The following is a 22,726-nucleotide window of genomic DNA, read 5'->3' on the forward strand; positions in this document are numbered from 1 at the left end:
GGCCAAGCAGCTTCAGCCGTCGGTCGTCAAGCTGCTGGACGACTACGTCCACGACAGCCGCATCTGGTTCCGCGTGCCTTGGTTCCATGAGTACGCGCCAGGCGGCTACGGCTGGCCTCGCGTCTTCTTCGAAGGCGGCAAAAAGCGCATCGCCTATTTGGGTCTCGCCGCCGAATCCGAACGGCTCGCGGTGGGCACCAAGCGCGAGGATCCGTGGGAAGCCAAGACAGCATAAGAGACAACTCGATGCAGCAGCGTTTTCAGCAATTCGCTTTGATCGACGGCGCCGCAAGCCCCGCCGAACTCGCGCCGTTACTGGAGCGATCCGGCACGCCGTTCGTTTCGCTTTACGAGGGGCTGCCCGAAGAACAACTTGGGCCCGCTTCGCTGTTTCTGGCCCGGATGGATGATCCGGAGGCAACCTGGGTCGACGAACTGAACGAGATCGACCTTCATTTTCCGTGCCTCACGCTGATTTGGAGCCATGTCGGCCTGCCCGATCTCGCGACGCACCTGCGTGCGTTTCTCTTTGCGGGGATCGGCGATGGGATGACCGCGATGGTCCGATTCTTCGATCCCCGCAACACGGGCGCGGTGCTCGAATTGTGGGGCGAAGAAATTCGCAATCTGTTCCTAGCGCCGATCGCGCAGCTCAGTTATCGCGGGCGTCACGATGCATGGCAGACGGTCCAAAATCGCGACGCCGATTCGTCCGAACCGGGCCGAATTTCACGGTCGGTCGTGATCGAACTCGCCCAGAGCGATATCGACCGGTTCATGGCGCATTCGGAGCCCGATGAATTGATGGCCTCGTTGATCGACCTCGGGCATATCGATCACACGCTCCCCTATCGGAGCCGCTTTGTCGATTTCGAACCTCGATACGGGAGCGCTTGCGAGTGGGGGTTCACCGACCCCCGCGACCGTCTCGCCTATTGCGACTACTCGTACCGCTACGGGCCCGACTTCGATCGGCATCCGAAGGTGCGGGAGGCGCTGACGCAGCGCCGCCAAACAGGTGGGTCGTTCGATGCGGCGGTGGACCGGATACCGGGTTCGGTCTGGAGTGAACTGAAGCGCCCAAGCGCTGCCTAGTGCCGCGCAACGATCGTCAACGCTCACTGGTACCGACAAGGAAAATTCGACATGCCGCTCAAAATCATCGTGGTCGGCGATACGACTTCGCACGGGGGCCGGGTTATCTCCGGCTCGGAAACGCATACGATCGGCGGCCGGCAAATCGCCCGCCTGGACGATCTCGTCGATTGTCCCGAGAAATATCCGGACGGTCGTCCGCATGGTGTCAATCGAATCGTCGAAGCGCACCCGACGTTCACCATCGGCAACCGGCGTGTGGCCATGCACGGCCATCGAACCGAGTGCGGCTGCACGCTCATCGGCAGCGTCACGGCGGAGGCGGGCGGCTAGTGCGCGATCGACGTCTATTGCTTCATAGCGCCAACCGCGGCGCCACATACGCGCCATAGTCCGGCCCCACGCCCCACGACGACACGGGAATCCGGTACCCGCCGACAAAATGCCCTTCGATGTACTTCTGGTTGTCGCCGTACGACCCGTCGACGTAAAACGCGGCGAACGCGATCACCGGCACATAGCTGTGCGTATCGATCTGCGTCGCAACGGGCACGACGATCGTGACGCCGACCGGCACATCGCTGTAGATCGTCGTCTTCACGCCAGGCTCGATCCAGATGTTGTCGCCGATCGAAATCGGCCCCGAATTGCCCGACGCGATCAACCCGCGCACGGTCGGCACGTCGTTCGCGTTGGTGAGGAACGACGTCCATTGACCGGCCTGGCAGGTACCGCTGTTGGGTGCATTGCCGAGCTGAATCTCGTAAGGCTGGCCCGTCGAAGGGTCGATCATCGGCTCGTTCGTTTGCGAATTCCAATATTGATCGAGCACGCATTGATCGACGACCATCGGAAAGAGGCCCCCCGCGCCGACGGTGGACGGCGCGGCGGCCACAGCCACGGCGGTCGCGCTCGCCGGTGTCGTGAGGTAGTCGAGAAAACCGCCGAGCAGCAACGATACGGCGCCGCCGTTGGTGCTGGCGTTACGCGTCACCGTGACCTGCACGGCGGGGACATCGTAGTTGCCGGGCGAGATCGTCTGCGCCTCTAGTGTCGACGGCGAACCAGTGAGGTTCCAATAACCGGTTTGTACGCTCGCACTCGTCAACGTGACGCCGTCGGATCGGTTCAGCGATACCGCGGCATTCGTCGCGCTGGCCGCATCGGGCCAGTCGGGCCCGCTGCCGCCCCCGAGCAGCTTGGCGGCACCGGCGAGCGCCGCCGCATCCGCCGCGTTCTGAAGTTCGCTGCGCGCGGTCGTGACACGAGGCATGTCCACGGCGAAGGCGCCGAAGGTCAGCAAGACCGGGACGGTCAACACGAACCACAGCGGCACCGAGCCGCGCTGCCTGCGCGGCGAAGCACTGCGCCCCGGTGCGTACGGCGAACGCCTATTCATAGTTCATCACGGTCGTCGCACTCACGGTAACGGGCCCCGTCAACGCGCTCATCGCCGAGCCGAGCACGAGCCCTTCGTAGGTGTAGGTGACCGTCACCGAAAGCGGACTGCCCGGCGAAGTGCCCGACGCCTGCGTCACGCTGACCGTCGGGGTCGTGGCTGTGCCCCCCGTCACGAGGCTGTTTTGCGTATAGGCGAGGGCGATATTGGCTACGTCGCTTGCCGCCATCTGCGGCACCCGCACCACTACGCCCGCGCGCGCCGCTTCGCGGCTGGCATTCGTAATGACGGCCTTGTCGCACAGCAATAAGCTCGTATCGACGATGCCGAACAGCACCGTCATCAAAAACGGGAAGACGAGCACGAACTCGAGCGCCGCGACGCCGCGTTCGTCGGAGGCGAGGCGGGCGAGTCGCGCGAGCCGGTTCATTCCAGCGCTCCGGTCGCGGCGCTCGGTTCGGACGGCACGCGCTCGACGCGCGCGGTATCGCCGCTAGGCGTTGCGCTTGCGTGCGCTTGAGCACCGGACGGTGTCGGCGCCGCTGCCGGATCCGCCCAGCGCGCCCGCAAGTTTTGATAGAAGCGCAGATTGTCTTCGGCCGACGCCTCGGGCAGATCGGTCGTGAGGATCCGCTTGGCCGCCTCGCCGTTGCCCAGTACGCCATAGGCCAGCGCGAGGTTTTGGCGCGCTTGGGCGGGCGCATCGGGCAAACCGGCCACATCGAGTAACACATTCGCGCCTTCGCGGGCGTGGCGGTCGAGAATGAGCGATAGGCCTAGATCGGTTTTCAGCCCCTGCACCTCCGGATGCCGGGCGAGTGCCGCGCGATAGACGGCCTGCGCCTTCGCATGCTCGCCTTGCAGATCCAGCGCCGCGCCGAGGCCTTCGGCGACCGTGGCGTTATCGGGGTGCGACTGCAGCAGACGGCGATAGCGGGCGACGGCATCGTCCAAGCGGCGCTCGCGCAGCGCCACGCGCGCCAGCCCGAGCTGCGCGCGCGGATCGTCGGGCGCCGCCGCCGCGACTTGGCCGTAGAGCACGCCGGCCCGCGGCAGATCGCCCGTTTGATAAATGGCGTCGGCCAGCCCGAGTTCCGCCGGCAGCGAATGCGGATCGGCTTTCAGCGTGCGCTCGAACAGGGAAATCGCGAGCGCGGTGTCGCCGCTATCGAGCGCGCTTTCGGCGATGCGCAGATCGGTGCGCTTGTCGGCCCCGCGCTCGGACATGACGGGGCGCGTTTGCACCTGCGGTTCGTTCGCGCAGCCGGCCAACAAGCCGTTGCTCAGCGCGCAAGCGGCCAGGACAGCGACGAGTCGACGTCGCGAGGGCAAGTTGATTGGATTCATGAAACCTCCGACGGTCGAAGCGACCGGCAATCCATTCGATTCGATTCAATGCTGATGAAACACCGCGATGAGCCGGATGACGGCCGGCCCCGCCGCGATCAATGCAACGGTCGGCATGATGAAGAGCATCATCGGCAGCGTCATCTTCGGCGCGAGCTTCGCGGCTTTTTCCTCGAGCGCGATGATTTGCATCGAGCGCTCGGTGCGAGACAGCATCCGCAGCGACTGCGTGATCGGCGTGCCGTACTGTTGCGACTGCACGAGCGTCGTCACGAGCGCGCGCATCGAGGTCAGCCCGATACGGGCCGCCATCGCATTGAGCGCGGCCGCGCTGTCGCCGCCGATCTGCAACTGGTCGGCCGTCACCGACAATTCGTCGGCAAGCGGCGGACAGATCGTTCGCAACTCGGCGGCCACGCGTTTGATCGCGACGACGAGGCTGTTGCCCGCGTTCGTGCAAATCACGAGCAGGTCGAGCGCGTCGGGCAGCGCGGCCGAAATCGCGCGCTGGCGGCGCTTGATCGTGTACCCGAGGACGAACTCGGGCAGCATCATGCCGATGACGAAGGCGGCGGCCATCGCGAGCAGCCGCAGCACAAAGTAGCCGCCAATCCGCGGCAGATGCGGTGCCAGCACGATCGCGCCGAGTGCGACGCACGCGCCGCACACGATTTTCAGTCCCGCGAGAATCGAAACGGCGCGCGGCTCGCGGAAGCCGGCGCTGGCCAGCCGCATCGCGAGCTTGCCGCGCTCGGCGGCATCGATGATCGGCATCCGCTCGCCGATGCTCGCGACCTTATGCGCGAGCTGTTGCGGCACGTTGCGTTCCTGTCCTGGCGCGCTCGCCCGCGTGACGGCAAGCCGCGCGCGCTGTGCAATACGAGAACGCACGCCGCGCCCATGCATCACGAGCCATACCGTGGCGCCGGCCAACAGCGCGACGAGCGCTAGATTCGTCCAAATGTCGGTCGCATTCATCGCGAGGTATCCAAGTTGGCGATCTTTCGGATCAAGGACAGTCCGATCGTCAGCAGCACCGCCGCGAGCACGAGCATCTTGTGACCCGCGCGCGTGTTGAACAGCAGGGAGATGTACGGGCGATTGACGAGATAGAGAAAGCCCATGATGAAGAACGGCACGCCGGAAATGATCTTGCTCGAGATGCGGCCTTCCGCCGTGAGCGCTTTCGTCTTCGCGCGAATGTCGCGGCGTGTGCGCACGATGCCGGCGAGATTCTCGAGCGTCTCGGCCAGATTGCCGCCCGTTTCGCGTTGCAAGACCAGACAGACGGCGAAGAAGGAAAAATCGGCGAGCTGCAACCGCTCGGCCGCTCGTTCGAGTACGTCCTTCACTTCGGCGCCCACGAGCAAGGCGTCGCCCATGGTGCGGAACGTCGAGCGCACCGGCTCCTCGCTTTCGACGCCGGCCGTACAAATGGCCTGCACGGCCGGAATGCCGGCGCGCACCGCGCGAATGATGAGATCGAGCGTGTCGGGAAACACGGCCAGAAAGCGTTGCTTGAAGCGCGCGATGATGAACAGGTACGTGGCGCGCACGGCGATGAGCGCATCGACGAGCGCGCCGAGCACGCGCGACCAGAACGGTAGCCCCGCGAGCGAGGCGGCGACGAACGAGGCGAGGCCCGCCAAGACCGCCACGATAATGATCTTGCGCACGCCCGAGCGGCCCGCGATCGTTTCGATGCGTTGCTGCTTCGCGCGCAGCCACGCTTGCCACGCGGGCTCGTTGCCCGAGCGCCGATCGAGGCTGACGAGCGGGTGCAACGGTTTGTCGCGTCGCGCGGCGGCGGATGCGCTGGCGCTGCCCGTGCGCACGTCGCGCAGTGCCGTGACGCGTCGAGCGATGCGTTGGGCGGGTTGCTTGCGCGTCATCTCGCGCAGCGCGCGCACGATCAGTCCCGCGACGACGATCGCGAAGAAGCCCCCCCCTGCAACGACGTCGGCGGGCGTCACGATTGCATCGCTCCGATCAACTGTTCTTCGAGGCCGTAGTAGGCCGCTCGCTGCGCGAAAGCCGGGCGCAGCGAGGACGATTCGAACGTGCCTTGCACTTGTTCTTCGTAGGCGCTGGCATTGAATCGGTAGGCGAACAGGTCTTGCGTGATGACGATGTCGCCCTCCATACCCGATATTTCGGTGACGCGCGTCACACGCCGCATCCCGTCGCGCATCCGCTCGATCTGCAAAATCATATGGACGGCGCTCGCGATCTGCCGGCGAATCGAGACGAGCGGCAAGTTGCCGTTGGCCATCATCACCATGCTCTCGAGCCGCGTGATGGCATCGCGCGGCGTATTGGCGTGGATCGTCGTCATCGATCCGTCGTGGCCCGTGTTCATCGCTTGCAGCACGTCGAACGCTTCGGTGCCGCGCGTCTCGCCGAGGATGATCCGGTCGGGCCGCATCCGCAGTGCGTTTCGCACGAGATCGCGCTGCGAGATGCCGCCCAGTCCTTCGCTGTTCTCGGGGCGTGTCTCGAGACTCACGACGTGCGGCTGCTGAAGCTGCAGCTCCGCCGCATCCTCGATCGTCACGACGCGCTCGTGCGGATCGATGAAGTTCGACAGCGCGTTGAGCAGCGTGGTCTTGCCCGATCCCGTGCCGCCCGAGATCACGATGTTCAAGCGGCAGGCGCTGGCGATGCGCAGCACTTCCACCATCGCCGGCGAGATGTTGCCCTGCTGCGCCATGCGCGCGAGCGTGATGTTGCGCTTGGCGAACTTGCGAATCGAGATCGATGCGCCGCGCAGGGCGATCGGCGGCAACACGACGTTGACGCGGCTGCCGTCCGCCAAGCGCGCGTCCACAAGCGGGCTGCTTTCGTCGACACGCCGCCCGACGGCCGCCGCGATCCGCTGCGCGACGTTGATCACGTGCGCATTGTCGCGAAACTTCAGCGGCGTGAGTTCGAGCCGCCCGCTGCGTTCGACATAGACTTGATCGGGACCGTTGACCAGAATGTCGGTGACTTTTTCGTCGGCGAGCAACGGCTCGATCGGTCCGACGCCGAACATGTCGTTGAGCATTTCGTCGACGATGAGCGCTTGCTCGGCCAACGTGATCGTCATGCGTTCGCGCGCGATCGTTTCCGCGGCGATCTGCTCGATGCCTTCGCGCACCTGCGCGCGCGACATCATCAGCGCCGCCGACATATTCATCGACGAAAACACGGCCGCGCGGATCGTCTTGAACATGTCCGAACGGATCAGCGCTTCGTGGCGATCGGCCGGCAGCGGCGTGGCGGCGTCGCTCGCGTGCGGGGGCGCCTCGGGCTTGGCGTTTGCGGCGTTCGGCACCGTGGTCGCGATGGGCGCCGTTGTCGCGTTAGTTGTGTTTGTTACGTTTGTTGCGTTGGTCGCCTTGGTTCCGTTCGCCGCGTTCGCCGCGTTTATTGCCGCATCCGATCCATTGCCGGCCGCGCTAGCGGGCGGGCTCGCGCTCGCGCCGGCTCGGCTCGGCGCATCGGCGTGCGCGCCATGTCCCGCGGCCGGCGCTAGCGGCGCGAACGAGGGCGCGTTGCTGCGGCGTCCGAACATCATGCTGCGCTCCGCTTACGCAGCACGCGCGCGTACCACGGACGAGGGGCGACGACATCCGGCGCCTCCGAGCCCGTGATGGCGTCGGCGAGCGAGACGACTGCGCGTGCGAAGGCCGAGTGCTTGCCTTCGCCGATCGCTTCGCCGAGGTTTTCGGCGACGGCGAGCGTTTGCGGCTCATAGGGAAACTCATGCACCGACGCGCGGCCGAGCGCATGCACGAAATCGGCCTGGGCCACGCGCCCGCGCACGGGCTGTTGGGCATTGTTGAGCAGCACGGACACCGCGGCGTCGGCCGGGCGGCCTTCGGCGAAGCGACAGAGCCGAGCCGTTTCGCGCGCCGCGTGCACGGAACGATCGGCGACGACGTGAATCGTCTCGCACGCATCGAGCGTTTCGTCGACGAAGCCGCCCGCGCGTTGCGGCACGTCGAGCACGACATAGTGGAAGTGATGCTTGAGCGCGGCGACGAGTTCGGCGACGGTACCCGCACGCAGTGCGAGCGGCTGCTCGTAGGGAAGCTCGGCGGCGAACACGAACAGCCGATCGCTTTGCGCGACGGCGGTTTGGTGGATGAGCTGCTGATCGAGCCGGTGCGTGTGTTGCAGCAGTTCGGCGAGGCCGTTGCCCGCGGCGATGCCGAGCATCGATGCCGCCGCGCCGCCATGCAAGTCGAGGTCGACGTAGGCGATGCGCCGGCGCGTCTTGTCGGCAAGATGGCGCGCGAGCGCCGTGGCGATCGTCGTGACGCCCACGCCGCCGCGCGAGCCGATGAATCCGATCGCCTTACCCGCGCGCGCCGACGTGCTCGGATCGCTGGCGGCCATCGCACGTTGCACGAGTTCGACGGTCAGCGGCTTGACGAGATAGTCTTGCACGCCCATGCGCAGCAGCGAGCGGAACAGGCCCACGTCGTTGCGATCGCCGACCACCACCACGCTGACCGACGGATCGACCACTTCCGCGAGTCGCATCAATTCGGACACGGGCATCGACGCGCCCGACACGTCGACCAGCAGATGCCGCGGCGAGTGAGGCAGGCCGCGCATCAACTCGATGGCGTCGTCGATACCGCCGCGTGCGACATAGGCGTGTCCGATGCCCTGATCGAGCATGAGATTTTTAATGACCTCTTCGCTGCTGGCATCGGCCACGACGGCGATGATGCGGTCGGTCGCGAGCGGCTGTGCACGGCGGTTGGCGGAACGTAGCTCGAAGGCACCCATGGCGGCTCGCTCCTTAATGCGCGACCGACGTCGTCGTCGACGTCGGATTGAGCGGTTGCGTCCGCCCTTCGTCGTAAGCGCGCACCGCGCTCGCGCCGAGCGCGGCGTCCGCGCCGGCATAGGGCAGCGGGGCGACGAGATCGGCCGGCCGCGCGAGCATGGCCGCGAGGTTCGAATACGTGGCGCAGCCGAATTCGACGCCGGGACGGCCTCGGCCCGCATCGATCATGTGCGACGGCTGATTCAATTGGACGCATTGCGGCGGGATGGCGCGGCCGCCGTCTTGCGCGCTGAAGCCGATCACGGTGTCGTCGGGCATGCCGAGCGGCGGGTGCTCGGACATGCAGGCCGAGAGTCCGAAGAGCACGGCGAAGAGCGTCGCGAAGCACGTCGCGCTCGAAGCAAGGTGGCGGAATGAGCGATTGCGCATGGTTCGGCTCCCATTCAATAGACGAAGCCGGCCGCGCCGACGAGGCGGGGCGCGTCGCCGGCGAGCGGATCGAGACCTAGGGCGCGTTGCAGTGCGTACTCGACGTCGCTGCTCGGGCGCGTGACGCTATCGAGTGCGTCGTGCAGTTGACCCGGGCCGACGGGCTGCACGATGTAAGGCGTCACGATGACGACGACTTCCGTCTTGTTGTTCAGATAATCCTTCGACGAGAACAGCTTGCCGAGCACGGGCAGCCGCCCGAGTCCGGGCAATTGCGAGAGCACGTCGCTGCTCTTGCTCTGCAACAGGCCCCCGATCGCGAAGCTTTGTCCGCTCGAGAGTTCGACCGTGGTCGAGACGCGGCGCACGGTCAGCGCCGGCACTTTGATCGATCCCGTCGTCACGCTGTTGGTCGGGTCGATTTCGCTGACTTCCGGCCGGACTTTGAGACTGATTCGGTTGTTAGCGAGTACCGTCGGCGTGAAATCGAGCGAGACGCCGTACGGTTTGAATTCGATCGTGATCGCGCCGGTCGTATCCTGCGCGACGGGAATCGGAAACTCGCCGCCGGCGAGGAAGCTGGCGGTTTGGCCCGACATCGCCGTGAGATTGGGCTCCGCGAGCATCGTGATCAAGCCTTCTTGATCGAGTGCGTCGAGTACGCCGTCGATGGAGAAATGCGAGGTATGAAAGCCGCCTTCCACCGAGAACGCGCCGGACGGGGCGAGGTTGAACAGCTTCGACGTCGGATCGATGAACGCGCGGCCGTTGAACAGCCCCCCGACGAAGTTGCCGGCGGTGCCGAGCGAACTCCAGTTGATCCCTAGCTGCTGCGTGATGTTGCGATCGACTTCGGTGATGCGCACGCGCAGATGGACTTGAATCGGCTGCGCAAGTGTGAGGCGGTTCACGAGCGCTTCCTGATCGTGCAGGTACGGCTTGAGCGTTTGCACGACCGCGTCCGCGTCGGCCGCGCTCGGTACGCGTCCGCTGACCATCAACGAACCGGGCGCGCTGGCGACCGTCAGGCGCCACTGCGGAAAACGCGCATCGAGCAGGCGCTGAATCGATGCGGTGTCCAGCGCGACGATAATCGTTTTGCGAAGAATGGGGCGGTTGTTGGCGCCGAGCGCGAACAAGGTCGTCGTGCCGGCCTTTTTGCCCAGCACGAACACCGTTTTCGGGGTCGGCACGTGGACGTCCGCGACATCGGGGTCGGCCACGAACACCGCCACGGCCGCTTCGGGCAATTGCACCATCGCCCCGCCGCCGGCCGGTACCGTCAGCAGCGTGTCGTTGCTCATTGCGCCGCTCGTTGCGTTGCTCTGGGCGAACGCAGCGCTCGGGCAAAGCATCGCAGCGGTCAAGACGAGACCGGCGAAGGCGGCCAGCGCGCGGCGCAGTGCGGCGCGGTCGAGGCCTAGAACAAAACGAATGACGTCCATCATCGAGCAATCCTATGCAGCAGGACGAGCGGCCGGGGCCGGCGTGGCAGGTGCGGCGGGCGCCGATTCGGGCGCCGACGGCGGAGCGCCGCTCGGCAACGGCGGCAGCGGTCCGGTCATGTTGATTTGCAGTCCCAGCGAGCGGGTGGCGAGCGAATCGCTCTGTTTGGAGCCGCGGTAGATCACGACCGATTGTTCGCTCGGGCTCGCGTGCCGGGCGACGGAATGCGCCGCGGGTTGCGGCGCGGGCGCCAGCGTGCGAAGTCCGCGCGAAACGTCGCGGGCCCAAACCGGTTCGCTCTGGGGCTCGATCACGTCCTCGGCTTGGGACGCGTTCCGATCACGGGTGGCGAAGCTGCGTAGCGCCAACGAAAGCGAGCCGAGGTGTGCCGCCACCGTGACGACTTCCGCGCTGCGCGGCGTGACCTCGAACGTGACGGTGCGCGCGCGCGAGTTGGCCTCGCTCGGCTTTTTATCGTCGTCCTTGGGCCGCGTGAACGCCGTGCCGACGGCGAGCACGCGGACGCGCTCGGCGATCGTTTCGGCTTCGACCGTCTTGTCGGCCGAACTCGTCGCACCGGGCGACGTGGCAATCTGTTGAGTCAGGAGGACATCGACATAGTCGCCCGGCTGGATCAGCCCGGCGTTGCCGGAGACGTCGTCGATCGCGACCGAGATCGCGCGCATGCCGGGTTTGAGCGCCGCCGCGAGAAACCCGGGCGAGTTCGGCGAGATCACATCGGCCGGCCCGAGCGGCGTGCCGGCATGGACGGCGTGGCGCAGCAGATCGCCCTTGAGATCGGCTTCGTCGGGCTGGCCTTCGACGAGCGCACCCGTGGGTGCGTCGGCGCGCGGCACGCTTTTCCACACGAGGTCGCTATCGCGCAGCAGCAGGCCGTCGGGCAAGTCCGCGGCCGCAGCGCGAATGCGCACCATGGCCGCGGGCTTGGCCGGGCCGGGACGCGAGGCCGCGACATACAGCGCGCGCAAGACGAACGCGCCGATGGCGGCGACGACGATCAAGCCCGCGAGTTTGAGAATGTTTTGCATGGCGACGGCGTTCCGTTAGATGAGCCGCACAGGGATCGAAAGCGACCAGGCCGCGATATGCGGCGGCGATACGACGTAGGCATGCACGAGCGGCAGCCATACCGCCGCCGCGCCGCCTACGGCGAGCGCAACGCCATACGGCACGCCGCGCGCGGGCGCGAGCCATCCGGGCGCAGTGGCGCGAGCGCGATGGCGCTGCATCCGGCCGATGGCCATCTGCGCCAGGCCCAGCATCAATCCGATCAACGAAACGATGAAAAAGACAGTTGTCGCGAAAGCGGGGCCGCTCCACAAAAACACGGCGCCGACGAGCTTGGCGTCGCCGCCGCCGAGCCATCCGAAACGAAACAGGGCGGCCGCGAGCACCAATGCCGCGAGGCCCATCGCCACATGGGTCGCAAGCCCAGTGCGATCGACCCCGGCGATCCAAGCTTGCGCGAAATACAGGGCGGCGAATGCCGCGACGATCGCATTGGGCAATCGCCGCCGGCGTAAGTCGGAGACAGCTAACGTGGCCAAGAGCGCGCAAGCGAGGGCATGGACCGAGAACATAGGGGTTGCCTTTCGATCTACTGGCGCCGGCGCCGGCAGGACGACTCGTTCGGCGGGATCGCCGAACGAGTTCAGTCGGCACGCATTAATGACCGTTCGTCTGAACGCTCGTGACGTGCGTGATCATGTTGCTGAACAGGGCCGGTAGACCGGTGTTGCCACCGAAGATCAAACCGGCCGCGGCAACGGCCACGACGACGATGCCAGCGAGAACCGAGTATTCGAGTGCGCTGACGCCGCGCTCGTCGCGCGAAAGGGACCGTAGGAAATGCAACATATTAGGACTCCTCAATAAAAGACGAAGGGGGCCAATCGGCCACACTCGCAACGGGGGCGGGAAACGAAGTGCTCCCAAATTTGTTTACGGCAATCGTTTGCGCGGATTTAGGCTGGTTCGTAGGATCCCTAAATTTTTCGCGCGGGAATGCTTCATCGGAACAATTCGGGTGCGCTTCGCGTATCGGCCGATCGCTAGGCGGGACAAGGGTTTGCGGCACCGTGGGGGCCGGCGGGACGAATCGTATGATGTAACGGATCTAGGCGTAAACGATAGTCAGGTCTACTAAGAATCGTATCAATGCGATGAATGCGATGAAATGCGCAAGAAGGCAGTGTGCCCAGGACCGGAAGCGCCAATAGATAGATCGCAGAGATCGCAGGCATCGCAGGCATCGCGGGATCGCGGGATCGCGGGATCGCGGGATCGCGGGATCGCGGGATCGCGGGATCGCGGGATCGCGGGATCGCGGGATCGCGGGATCGCGGGATGCGGGATGCGGGGACGCGGGGACGCGCAAACGCGAAGGGCGCGCGGCAAGTCTGGTCGACTCGGTGCACGCCTCTAGCGGAAGGGCCGTCATGCGACGGCTGGACCGACGGCTCGCTTACTGAAGGTCGACCGCGCGGCGCTCGAGCCTCGTCGTCGCGGGGCGATCGTCGTGTTCGCAATAGACGCCTTCATCGATGCTTTCATTTTCTTTCGCGCTCGAGACGCCATTGAAGATGACGTTGAGCAACACCGCCGACACCGAGGCGAGAAGGATGCCGCTATGCAGCAGCGGCGAGAGTGCGTGCGGCAATTGCGCGAAGAACGTCGGCGAGACGACGGGCACAAGGCCGAGCCCCACGCTCACCGCGACGATGAACAAGTTATGTGGGTTCGTCGAGAAATCGACGCGCGAGAGCGCCTTGATGCCGTTGGCCGCCACCATGCCGAACATGACGATGCCCGCGCCGCCGAGCACGAACGGCGGCACCGAGGCGACGACTTGCGCCATCTTCGGAAACAGGCCGAGGGTGACGAGGATGAGGCCGCCCGTGGCGCAGACGTATCGGCTCTTGACGCCGGTGACGCCGATGAGCCCGACGTTCTGGGAGAACGAGGTATGCGGGAACGAATTGAAGATGCCGCCCACGAGCGTGCCGAGCCCGTCTACGCGGAGACCGCGGACGAGCGTGGCGCGATCGACCGGGCGGCCGACCATGTCGCCGACGGCGAGGAACATGCCGGTCGATTCGATGAACGTGACGAACATGACGGTCACCATCGTGGCGATGGCGAGCGGATCGAAATGCGGCAGGCCGAAATGAAACGGCGCCACGATCCCGACCCACGGTGCGGCGCGCACGCCGTCGAACGAAACGTGTCCGGTCGCGGCCGCGATCGCGAAGCCCGCGACGATGCCGAGCAACACGGAGATATTGGCGATGAAGCCGCGGCAGAACTTGTTGACGAGCAAGATCAGCGCGAGCACGAACAGCGAGAGGCCGAGAAAGACCGGGTCGCCGTAATCGGGGTTGCCGACGCCGCCCGCCGCCCAGTTGATCCCGACTTCCATGAGCGATAGGCCGATGACCGAGATCACGCAGCCGACGACGACAGTCGGGAAAAACCGCAGCAGTCTGCCGATCGTCGGCGCGAGCACGATACCGATGACGCCGGCTGCAATTGTCGAGCCGAAGATGTCGAGGATGCCCAGTTGCGGATTGGTGCCGATGGCGACCATCGGGCCGACGGCGGCGAACGTGCAGCCCATGATGACGGGCAGGCGGATGCCGAAGATCCACAACCCGAGCGTCTGGATCAGCGTGGCGATGCCGCAGGAGAAGAGATCGGCGCTGATGAGAAAGGCGATCTGATCTTTCGGCAGCTTGAGTGCGCCGCCGACGATGAGCGGCACGGCGACCGCGCCCGCGTACATGACCAAAACGTGCTGAATGCCGAGCGTGAGCAGCCGCGCAAACGGCAACTGCTCGTCGCACGGATGAACCGTGTTCGATTGCATGTGTCTCGCTCCGTTGTCTCTTTGTATTGGGTGGCACAACGGTAGGCGCAAGGCGAGGGGCGCACAAGACGCCACGGCCTATTCCATCCTTTTCGATGCCGATATGGGCAGGCGAGGCCGCGTGGCCCGAACGGGCGGCAGGCGGGGCACGATGGGCGTGCCAGTACGAATCGTCGCGAACGGCCGGGCCTTGCCGTTATGATGTGTATCGCGCTTCGCTTATATCACGCACCGATCAGCCCCAATTTGTCCCAGTAGGCCCCAGTAGGCCCCCGATTTCGCGCTCCGCGACACCGCACTCGCCACACCGGCGGCGATGAACGCGAGCGCCATCGAACCGGAGAAACACAATGCTCGAATCGATCGAGACCCACCTGACGCACGGCGGCACGCAAGCCATTTACCGGCACGAATCGAAGACGATCGGCCTGCCGATGCGTTTTTCGGTCTATTTGCCGCCGCATGCGCAGCATGACCGCGTGCCCGCGCTTTTCTACTTGGCCGGGCTCACGGCGAACGAGGAAACGTTCGCCATCAAAGCCGGGGCGCAGCGTTTCGCCGCCAAACACGGCATCGCGCTGATCGCGCCCGATACGAGCCCCCGAGGCGCGAACCTCCCGGGCGACGCCGACGCATGGGACTTCGGTGTCGGCGCGGGGTTCTACGTGGACGCCACGCGCGAACCGTGGGCGCGCCATTACCGGATGTATTCGTATGTTCGGGACGAGCTGCGCGAGACGGTGGTCGCCCAACTGCCGATCGACGGCGCGCGGCTCGGCATCTCCGGCCATTCGATGGGAGGACACGGCGCGCTGGTGCTCGCGCTGCGCAATCCCGACATTTACCGCTCCGTATCGGCGTTCGCGCCGATCGCCGCGCCGATGCGGTGCCCGTGGGGCAAGAAAGCCTTCGCGGGCTACCTGGGCGACGACGAGACGACGTGGCGCGCCTACGATGCGAGCGAACTCGTGCGCGCGGGCCCGCGGCGTTTCGACGCGGGCATCCTCGTGGACCAAGGGCTGGCCGACAAATTCCGTATCGAGCAATTGCACCCCGACGTATTCGAGCAGGCATGCCTCGAGGCCGGGCAGCCGTTGACGATGCGCCGCCACGAAGGCTATGACCACAGCTACTATTTCATCGAGACGTTCATCGAAGATCACATTGCCCATCACGCGCGCGCTTTGACCTAGCGTAAAGGGTTCGTGCCCTGGCGTGTTAGGATCGAACGATCGTACGCTAAGCGCCGCCGCGGGACTTCCCTGTGCTAGCGGGCCCTGCGTACGCGCGACACAGCGAGCAAGCCGAGATGCCTATTCATTACATGCGCGCCTTCACGAATCCCGAGCGGACGGATGAAGCGAATCGGCGCTTGGGACGTTCGCTTGCGTTTGTCGCCGGCGCCGCCAACGCGGGCGGGTTTCTCGCCGTGGGGCAATATACCTCGCACATGTCGGGTGTCGTTTCGTCGATGGCCGATTCTTTGGCGCTTGGCGAAATCGGGCTAGGCGGCGCGTGGCTCGCGTCGCTTTTATCGTTCCTAGCCGGCGCGGCCACCTCGGCCATCATGATCAACTGGGGGCGACGGCGCGCGCTACGCAGCCTGTACGCCATGCCGTTGATGCTCGAGGCCGCGCTGCTGCTCGTGTTCGGTTTTCTCGGATCGAATCTCGAAGCGCATCGCGTGCTGTTCGTGCCCGCGACGGTCGCGCTGCTGTGCTTCGTGATGGGGCTGCAAAACGCGATGATCACGAAAATCTCGAAGGCCGAAATTCGGACGACCCATGTCACGGGGCTCGTCACCGACATCGGGATCGAACTCGGCAAGCTGTTCTACTGGAACGGCCCCTTGGCACCGGAACGGCGGCACGAACAACCGGTGAAGGCGGACCGTCAGCGCCTTGCCTTGCTCGCCTCGCTGCTAGCCGCGTTCTTTTGCGGCGCCGTGGCCGGTGCGCTCGGCTTCAAGCACATGGGCTTCGTGTCGACCGTGCCGCTCGCCACCGTGCTCGTGGCGCTCGCCGCCGTCCCGCTCGCGGACGATGTATTCGGCCAACGTTTTTGAGCCCTATCCGTTCCGCGATCACACCTGCTTGACCAAACCCTCGTAGCGCGCGACGACCGGGTCGGTCGTCACGAGCGCGATGCCTTCTGCGATCGATTGAGCGACGAGCATCCGATCGAACGGATCTCGATGAAACGGCGCGAGCCCCTTCAGCGACATGACATGCCGGTGCGTGACCGGTAGTTCGAGATAGCCGTTATCGACTAGCGCGCGACGCAGCAGGCGCGGATCCACTCGGAAATCCGCACGCCCCAGATCGCTTTTGATCGTGACTTCCCAAAGGCTGGCGGCGCTGAACAACAGAACGTTCTCTTCATTCTCGATCAACGATCGAGCCGTGGGCGAGAGCCGTTCCGGCTGTCCGGCGGCCCATAACAACAAGTGCGTATCGAGCAGCAGTTTCATGGTTCGGTGCCTCCGAACAAATGTTCGATTTCGCCGGCGCCGATGCGGTCGAAATCGTCGGGCACCACGATTTCGCCGGCAAGAAATCCGAGGCGGCGGCGCTGTTCGGTACTGGGCGCGTCTAGCGGCATGACCTTGGCCAGCGGCTTGCCTGCTTTCGCGATGATGAAACCTTCCCCGAGCGCGGCTTGATCGACGAGCCGCGAGAGGTGGGTCTTTGCTTCGTGGATATTCACGATTTTCATGGCGCTTGGTTGAGGTGGACTAAGTTTCGTTAGTTTAGCTCAAATCCGCAATAGACCGATCGGCCAACCGAGTCTTTCGCAGCGCACCATCGAAAATGCCGACTACGCCTTGACAGGCCCCCGATGCGTATCCGATCATTCGATCACCAAGAGAGCAAATGCTCGTTCGATGAGCGATCGCTCGTATGGGCGAGCAGCAAAGGAATGAGCGAGTCCGAACCGTGCTTCGACGAGAAGCGCCCCTGCAGTTCCACCACAACGTATAAGACCTAAGGAGACAAGCAATGCAACGCAATGCTCGACTGACGCAGCGCGCGCTCGCTGCAGGCGCGCTCGCGCTGACGGCGATGGCGGCGGTACCGGCGTCGGCGGCCACGATCACGATCGCGGTCGTGAACAATCCCGACATGATCGAGATGAAGAAGCTCTCGTCGGATTTCGAGAAGAGCAACCCCGACATCAAGCTGAACTGGGTTGTGCTCGAAGAGAACGTCTTGCGCCAGCGCGCCACGACCGATATCACCACCAAGAGCGGCCAATTCGACGTGATGATGATCGGCGCGTACGAAGCGCCGCAGTGGGGCAAGCGCGGGTGGCTCTCGCCGATGGCGAACCTGCCCGCGAGCTACGACGTGAACGATGTCATCAAGACGGTGCGAGACAGCCTGTCTTATAACGGGACCCTGTACGCGCTGCCGTTCTACGCGGAAAGCTCGATGACCTTTTACCGCAAGGATCTGTTCGCGGCGAAGGGCCTCACGATGCCGCCGAAGCCCACTTACGACCAGATCGCGCAATTCGCCGACAAGCTCACCGACAAGCAAAACGGCACCTACGGCATTTGCTTGCGCGGCAAGGCCGGCTGGGGCGAAAACATGGCGTACCTGACGACGGTCGTCAACACGTTCGGCGGGCGCTGGTTCGACGACAAATGGCATGCTCAGCTCACTTCCCCGGAATGGAAGAAGGCCGTCAATTTCTACGTCGATCTGCTGAAGAAAGACGGCCCTCCCGGAGCGAGTTCGAACGGCTTCAACGAAAACCTGACGCTGATGTCCTCGGGCAAGTGCGCCATGTGGATCGACGCGACGGTCGCGGCGGGCATGCTTTATAACAAGAACCAATCGCAGGTGGCCGACAAGATCGGCTTCGCGGCGGCGCCGACCGAGGTCACGCCGAACGGCTCGCATTGGTTGTGGGCATGGTCGCTTGCCATCCCGAAGACGTCGAAGAAGCAAGACGACGCGATGAAGTTCGTCGAGTGGGCAACGAGCAAGGACTACATCAAGCTCGTGGCGAAGGACGAGGGCTGGGCCTCGGTGCCGCCGGGGACGCGCGAATCGACGTACAACAACCCGAGCTACGTGCAAGCTGCACCGTTCGGCGAGTTCGTGCTCAACGCGATCCGTACGGCCGATCCGAACCACCCGACGGCGAAACCCGTTCCTTACACGGGGGTGCAGTTCGTCGGCATCCCCGAGTTCCAATCGTTCGGGACGGTGGTGGGTCAAAGCATCTCGGGCGCGCTTGCCGGCCAAATGACGGTGGATCAAGCGTTGGCCGCGGGCAATGCCACGGCGGACCGCGCGGTGCGCGAAGCCGGCTACCAGAAGTAACGCCAGCCGGCGGACGGTGCGCACCGAGCGCACCGTCCTCCAAAGCGGGCCGTCCCTCGCGGCCCGCGCAGGGCGCCGCCCATGCGGGCGGCGTCAGACCGATCAGGAGTCCGAAACGATGGGACATCTTCACATGCCGCTCTCGCACGCCGCCGAGCAAGACGCGCTGCCGACGCCCGAGCGGCGCGCCGCTTCGACGCGCTGGCTCGCCGCGCCGTCGGTCGCCGTGCTCGTGCTTTGGATGACGATACCGCTCGCGATGACGATTTGGTATTCGTTCACGCGCTACAACCTGCTCAATCCCGACGCAAAGGGATTCGCGGGCCTCGACAATTACCGATACCTCGTGACGGACCCCGCGTTCGTCCCGTCGATCGTGCATACGCTGCAGTTGATCGGGGCGGTGCTGGTCATCACGGTGGTGGGCGGCATCTTGATGGCGGTGATCTTCGACCGCAAGTTTCCGGGGCAAGGTATCGCGCGAATGCTCGCGATCGGCCCGTTCTTCGTCATGCCCACGGTCAGCGCGCTGATCTGGAAGAACATGATGCTGCATCCCGTGTACGGCGTGGTGGCGAGCGTCATGCGTTCGTTCGGCATGCAGCCTATCGACTGGTTCGCCACCTATCCGCTCTCGGCGATTGTCGTGATCGTCGCTTGGCAGTGGCTGCCGTTCGCATTCCTCATCCTGTTTACGGCCATCCAATCGCTCGACGAAGAGCAGAAGGAGGCCGCCCGCATCGACGGCGCCGGCGCGATCGCGATGTTTTTCTACATCACGTTGCCGCACCTGCGGCGGGCGATTTCCGTCGTCGTGATGATGGAGACGATTTTTCTGCTGTCGATCTTCGCCGAAATCTATACGACGACCTCGGGCGGACCGGGCAATGCCACGACCATTCTGTCCTACTTGATCTATGCGCTCGGCCTGCAGCAATTCGACGTGGGCTTGGCATCGGCGGGCGGCATTTTAGCCGTGGTGCTCGCGAACATCGTCGCATTCTTCCTCGTGCGCATGCTCGCGAAGAATCTGAAAGGGGAGTACGAAGCATGAGCCATCCGACCGTACCCGGCGCGCGGCCGCTGCGCGCTCAATTGCCCGGGCTCGATGCCGTCAAGCGCGCCGTGCCCGCGGCGCTCGCCTGGCTGATCGCGCTTGCGCTGTTCTTCCCGATCTTCTGGATGATGATCACGGCGTTCAAGACCGAGCGCGACGCCTACACGATGTCGTTGTTCTTCACGCCCACCTTGGATAGCTTCCGCGAAGTGTTCGCACGCAGCGACTACTTCTTGTTCGCCCGCAATTCGATCTTGATCTCGGCGGGCGTCACGGTGCTGTGCCTGCTGCTGGCCGTGCCGGCCGCCTACACGATGGCGTTTTTTCCCACGCGCCGCACGCAAAGCCTGCTGCTTTGGATGCTGTCGACGAAGATGATGCCCTCGGTCGGCGTGCTCGTGCCGATCTATTTGCTGTGGAAAAACACGGGGATGCTCGACACGGTCTCCGGCCTAGTCATCGTCTATACGCTGATGAACCTGCCGATCGCCGTGTGGATGGCATTCACCTACTTCAACGAAATCCCGCGCGACATCCTCGAGGCGGGGCGCATCGACGGCGCCGCGACCTGGCAGGAAATCGTCTATCTCCTGATGCCGATGGCGCTGCCCGGGCTCGCTTCGACCGCGCTGCTGCTCGTGATCCTGTCGTGGAACGAGGCCTTTTGGAGCATCAATTTGTCGAGTTCGAACGCGGCACCGCTCACGGTGTTCATCGCCTCGTACTCGAGCCCGGAAGGGCTGTTCTGGGCGAAGTTGTCGGCGGCGTCGCTGCTTGCCGTCGCGCCGATTCTGCTCGTGGGCTGGTTGTCGCAAAAGCAGCTCGTGCGCGGTCTCACGTTCGGGGCCGTCAAATGACGGGGCGGCCAATCGGTGCAGGAGAGCTGCGGCGCGACCGGGTGCTGATCTGCGATTGCGACGGTGTGCTGATCGACAGCGAAGCCGTGGCGGCGAAGATGCTCGTGCGCGAGTTGCAGGTGCGTTGGCCCCATGCCGACGTCGAACCGGTCGTCATGCCGCTCCTCGGGCTGCGCATCGAACGCGTCCTCGAAGCGAGCGCCGCGGCGCTCGGCGAATCGTTGGCGCCGGTGGAAATGGACGAGATCCGGCGCAGCGTGGAAGCGGCGGCGCAACAGGCGCCCGTCGTGGCCGGCGTCGAAGCGGCGCTCGCGCAAATCGCGTTGACCAAGGCGTGCGCAAGCAACAGCTACACGGCATATGTCGCGTCCGTGCTCGCGCGCACGGGCCTCGATCGCTTCTTCGGCTCGCGCGTGTTTTGCGCGGACCGGGTGCCGCGGCCTAAGCCGGCCCCCGACATCTATATCGCCGCGGCGGACGCGCTCAGCGTGCCGAGCAATGCTTGCCTTGTCGTGGAGGACAGCGTCGCGGGCGTGGCGGCCGCGAGCGCGGCGGGCATGGTCGTGCTCGGCTTCGCCGGCGGAACGCACGCCGAGCAGGCCGGCGGCGCACACACGAAAGCGCTGGTGCAGGCGGGTGCGCAACACGTATTCGACGACATGCGCGCACTACCGGCGCTCGTGGATCAATGGATGACCGATGTCGCCAATGCGGCGCGTACGGCGATGAATGGGAAAGGAGACGCATCATGGCAAGCTTGACGCTGCGCGGCATCGCGAAACGATATGAGACGCACGAGGTATTGCGCAATGTGAACCTCGACATCGCCGACGGCGAGTTCGTCGTATTCGTCGGGCCGAGCGGATGCGGCAAGTCGACATTGCTGCGCATGATTGCGGGCTTGGAGCAGATCAGCGGCGGCGAGCTGTTGATCGATGCGGCGCGCGTCAACGACGTGCCGCCGGCCAAACGCGGCATTGCGATGGTGTTTCAGTCGTATGCCCTGTATCCGCACATGTCGCTGTACGACAACATGGCGTTCGGCCTGAAGCTCGCCGGGGCGAAGAAGGCCGAGATCGACGACGCCGTGCGCAATGCGGCGAAGATCTTGCACATCGATCACCTGTTGGATCGAAAGCCGAAGCAGCTCTCGGGCGGGCAGCGCCAGCGGGTGGCGATCGGGCGCGCGATTACGCGCAAGCCGAAGGTGTTTTTGTTCGACGAGCCGCTGTCGAATCTCGATGCGGCCTTGCGGGTGAAGATGCGGCTCGAGTTCGCGCGGCTGCACGACGAGCTGAAGACGACGATGATCTACGTCACGCACGATCAGGTGGAGGCGATGACGCTCGCCGATAAGATCGTCGTGATGTCGGCGGGGAACGTCGAACAGGTCGGCAGCCCTAATCGTCTCTATCACGCGCCGGCGAATCGGTTCGTCGCGGGATTCATCGGATCGCCGAAGATGAATTTTCTAGACGGCGTCGTCGAGCAAATCGCGGGCGACGGCGTGCTCGTGCGCTATGCCAGCGGGGAAACGCAGCGCGTGGCCGTCGAGACGCGCGGGACGGCATCGTCGGGCGCGCAAACGCTCGCGCAGGGCGCGCGCGTGACGGTTGGGATTCGGCCCGAACACTTGCACGTGCAGCCGAACGCCGCGGCGGACGGGGCGCCCAGATTCGGCGTGGCGGCGCGCACGACGGCGGTCGAATCGCTCGGGGATGCCGCCTATCTTTACGCTGAAGCGTCGGGAGCGGCGGAGGGTCTCATTGCCCGTATTCCCCCGCTAGAGCGGCACGAGCGAGGCGAATCGCTCATGCTCGGCGCGGCGCCCGAGCACTGCCATCTATTCGATGAGCAAGGGCAGGCTTACGATCGCAAGATCGTGGAGGTGCTGTCGGCAGCATGAGGGGGCGGGGCCCCATGAGGGAGAAGGGGCCCCACGTGACAGGCAAGCCCCGATGTGAAGTGCACCCCAAAAGTTGGACATCAATCCAACCTTTGGGGCGTTGTTCATGTTGAAATACGACGAGGAATTCAAGCTGCGGGTAGTCAAGACATACCTGCGCGGGCAGACCAGCTTTGGGGCTGTAGCTGCG

The 22,726-nt window shown here is 64.9% G+C and carries 25 protein-coding genes; 10 read left to right on the top strand and 15 right to left on the bottom strand.

The window, feature by feature from the left end; all coding sequences use genetic code 11:
- From ACTHN9_RS18540 to ACTHN9_RS18550, 3 genes are all read left to right on the top strand, one after another.
- A partial coding sequence (locus tag ACTHN9_RS18540) for a hypothetical protein (RefSeq protein WP_440538235.1) occupies positions 1 to 235 on the top strand: 235 nt, incomplete at its 5' end.
- Positions 236 to 246: 11 nt separating this feature from the next.
- Complete coding sequence (locus ACTHN9_RS18545) at positions 247 to 1,095, top strand: DUF4123 domain-containing protein (protein WP_440538236.1); 849 nt, start codon at positions 247 to 249, stop codon at positions 1,093 to 1,095.
- A 51-nt stretch (positions 1,096 to 1,146) separates the two neighbouring features.
- On the top strand, positions 1,147 to 1,428 hold the full coding sequence (locus ACTHN9_RS18550) for a PAAR domain-containing protein (protein ID WP_440538237.1): 282 nt from the start codon (positions 1,147 to 1,149) through the stop codon (positions 1,426 to 1,428).
- Between the two features lie 22 nt (positions 1,429 to 1,450).
- On the opposite strand, the gene ACTHN9_RS18555 is transcribed toward ACTHN9_RS18550, so the two are convergent.
- The 13 genes from ACTHN9_RS18555 to ACTHN9_RS18615 form a co-directional block, all read right to left on the bottom strand.
- Positions 1,451 to 2,494: a pilus assembly protein TadG-related protein gene (locus tag ACTHN9_RS18555; protein ID WP_440538238.1), complete on the bottom strand. Its 1,044-nt coding sequence runs from the start codon at positions 2,492 to 2,494 to the stop codon at positions 1,451 to 1,453.
- A complete protein-coding gene (locus tag ACTHN9_RS18560; RefSeq protein WP_440538239.1) occupies positions 2,487 to 2,924 on the bottom strand; it encodes a TadE/TadG family type IV pilus assembly protein in 438 nt (145 codons plus the stop codon). Before ACTHN9_RS18560 ends, ACTHN9_RS18555 begins: the two co-directional genes overlap by 8 nt.
- The gene (locus tag ACTHN9_RS18565) at positions 2,921 to 3,841 is read right to left on the bottom strand and encodes a tetratricopeptide repeat protein (protein ID WP_440538240.1); all 921 of its coding nucleotides are present in this window, start codon (positions 3,839 to 3,841) and stop codon (positions 2,921 to 2,923) included. Before ACTHN9_RS18565 ends, ACTHN9_RS18560 begins: the two co-directional genes overlap by 4 nt.
- A 45-nt stretch (positions 3,842 to 3,886) precedes the next feature.
- Positions 3,887 to 4,819: a type II secretion system F family protein gene (locus tag ACTHN9_RS18570; protein ID WP_440538241.1), complete on the bottom strand. Its 933-nt coding sequence runs from the start codon at positions 4,817 to 4,819 to the stop codon at positions 3,887 to 3,889.
- On the bottom strand, positions 4,816 to 5,814 hold the full coding sequence (locus ACTHN9_RS18575; RefSeq protein ID WP_440538242.1) for a type II secretion system F family protein: 999 nt from the start codon (positions 5,812 to 5,814) through the stop codon (positions 4,816 to 4,818). The genes ACTHN9_RS18570 and ACTHN9_RS18575 overlap by 4 nt, the downstream gene beginning before the upstream one ends.
- Positions 5,811 to 7,400 carry a CpaF family protein gene (locus tag ACTHN9_RS18580; protein WP_440538243.1) on the bottom strand — a complete coding sequence of 530 codons (1,590 nt, stop codon included), beginning with the start codon at positions 7,398 to 7,400 and terminating at the stop codon, positions 5,811 to 5,813. Before ACTHN9_RS18580 ends, ACTHN9_RS18575 begins: the two co-directional genes overlap by 4 nt.
- Positions 7,397 to 8,623 (bottom strand): AAA family ATPase, encoded by a 1,227-nt coding sequence (locus ACTHN9_RS18585; RefSeq protein WP_440538244.1) that lies wholly within the window; start codon positions 8,621 to 8,623, stop codon positions 7,397 to 7,399. The genes ACTHN9_RS18580 and ACTHN9_RS18585 overlap by 4 nt, the downstream gene beginning before the upstream one ends.
- Positions 8,624 to 8,636: 13 nt before the next feature.
- Positions 8,637 to 9,053: a CpaD family pilus assembly lipoprotein gene (locus tag ACTHN9_RS18590; RefSeq protein ID WP_440538245.1), complete on the bottom strand. Its 417-nt coding sequence runs from the start codon at positions 9,051 to 9,053 to the stop codon at positions 8,637 to 8,639.
- Between the two features lie 14 nt (positions 9,054 to 9,067).
- Positions 9,068 to 10,357: a type II and III secretion system protein family protein gene (locus ACTHN9_RS18595; protein ID WP_440538259.1), complete on the bottom strand. Its 1,290-nt coding sequence runs from the start codon at positions 10,355 to 10,357 to the stop codon at positions 9,068 to 9,070.
- Positions 10,358 to 10,510: 153 nt separating this feature from the next.
- A complete protein-coding gene (gene cpaB / locus ACTHN9_RS18600) occupies positions 10,511 to 11,548 on the bottom strand; it encodes a Flp pilus assembly protein CpaB (RefSeq protein ID WP_440538246.1) in 1,038 nt (345 codons plus the stop codon).
- Positions 11,549 to 11,563: 15 nt separating this feature from the next.
- Entirely contained in the window at positions 11,564 to 12,100 is a 537-nt protein-coding gene (locus ACTHN9_RS18605; RefSeq protein ID WP_440538247.1) for an A24 family peptidase, read from the bottom strand.
- 85 nt (positions 12,101 to 12,185) lie between these two features.
- Positions 12,186 to 12,377: a Flp family type IVb pilin gene (locus ACTHN9_RS18610; RefSeq protein WP_440538248.1), complete on the bottom strand. Its 192-nt coding sequence runs from the start codon at positions 12,375 to 12,377 to the stop codon at positions 12,186 to 12,188.
- A 607-nt stretch (positions 12,378 to 12,984) separates the two neighbouring features.
- On the bottom strand, positions 12,985 to 14,385 hold the full coding sequence (locus tag ACTHN9_RS18615) for a nucleobase:cation symporter-2 family protein (RefSeq protein WP_440538249.1): 1,401 nt from the start codon (positions 14,383 to 14,385) through the stop codon (positions 12,985 to 12,987).
- Between the two features lie 350 nt (positions 14,386 to 14,735).
- Between ACTHN9_RS18615 and fghA the strand changes: the two genes are divergently transcribed.
- Positions 14,736 to 15,578, top strand: coding sequence for an S-formylglutathione hydrolase (gene fghA / locus ACTHN9_RS18620; protein WP_440538250.1), 843 nt, complete (start codon positions 14,736 to 14,738; stop codon positions 15,576 to 15,578).
- A gap of 116 nt (positions 15,579 to 15,694) precedes the next feature.
- Positions 15,695 to 16,450: a YoaK family protein gene (locus ACTHN9_RS18625; protein WP_440538251.1), complete on the top strand. Its 756-nt coding sequence runs from the start codon at positions 15,695 to 15,697 to the stop codon at positions 16,448 to 16,450.
- Positions 16,451 to 16,468: 18 nt separating this feature from the next.
- Here ACTHN9_RS18625 and ACTHN9_RS18630 read toward each other — a convergent pair whose 3' ends face one another.
- Together ACTHN9_RS18630 and ACTHN9_RS18635 are read right to left on the bottom strand one after the other, a co-directional pair.
- Positions 16,469 to 16,855, bottom strand: coding sequence for a type II toxin-antitoxin system VapC family toxin (locus ACTHN9_RS18630; protein ID WP_440538252.1), 387 nt, complete (start codon positions 16,853 to 16,855; stop codon positions 16,469 to 16,471).
- Entirely contained in the window at positions 16,852 to 17,100 is a 249-nt protein-coding gene (locus tag ACTHN9_RS18635) for a type II toxin-antitoxin system Phd/YefM family antitoxin (RefSeq protein ID WP_440538253.1), read from the bottom strand. Before ACTHN9_RS18635 ends, ACTHN9_RS18630 begins: the two co-directional genes overlap by 4 nt.
- 284 nt (positions 17,101 to 17,384) lie before the next feature.
- On the opposite strand from ACTHN9_RS18635, the gene ACTHN9_RS18640 reads away from it, so the two are divergent.
- From ACTHN9_RS18640 to ACTHN9_RS18660, 5 genes are all read left to right on the top strand, one after another.
- The gene (locus tag ACTHN9_RS18640; protein ID WP_440538254.1) at positions 17,385 to 18,716 is read left to right on the top strand and encodes an ABC transporter substrate-binding protein; all 1,332 of its coding nucleotides are present in this window, start codon (positions 17,385 to 17,387) and stop codon (positions 18,714 to 18,716) included.
- A 118-nt stretch (positions 18,717 to 18,834) separates the two neighbouring features.
- Entirely contained in the window at positions 18,835 to 19,770 is a 936-nt protein-coding gene (locus ACTHN9_RS18645; protein ID WP_440538255.1) for a carbohydrate ABC transporter permease, read from the top strand.
- Positions 19,767 to 20,630: a carbohydrate ABC transporter permease gene (locus tag ACTHN9_RS18650; RefSeq protein WP_440538256.1), complete on the top strand. Its 864-nt coding sequence runs from the start codon at positions 19,767 to 19,769 to the stop codon at positions 20,628 to 20,630. The genes ACTHN9_RS18645 and ACTHN9_RS18650 overlap by 4 nt, the downstream gene beginning before the upstream one ends.
- On the top strand, positions 20,627 to 21,391 hold the full coding sequence (locus ACTHN9_RS18655) for an HAD family hydrolase (protein WP_440538257.1): 765 nt from the start codon (positions 20,627 to 20,629) through the stop codon (positions 21,389 to 21,391). Before ACTHN9_RS18650 ends, ACTHN9_RS18655 begins: the two co-directional genes overlap by 4 nt.
- Entirely contained in the window at positions 21,379 to 22,536 is a 1,158-nt protein-coding gene (locus tag ACTHN9_RS18660) for an ABC transporter ATP-binding protein (protein ID WP_440538258.1), read from the top strand. The genes ACTHN9_RS18655 and ACTHN9_RS18660 overlap by 13 nt, the downstream gene beginning before the upstream one ends.
- Positions 22,537 to 22,726 lie beyond the last annotated feature (190 nt).

It is taken from the genome of Trinickia sp. (genome assembly GCF_051953405.1).
Classification (GTDB): domain Bacteria; phylum Pseudomonadota; class Gammaproteobacteria; order Burkholderiales; family Burkholderiaceae; genus Trinickia.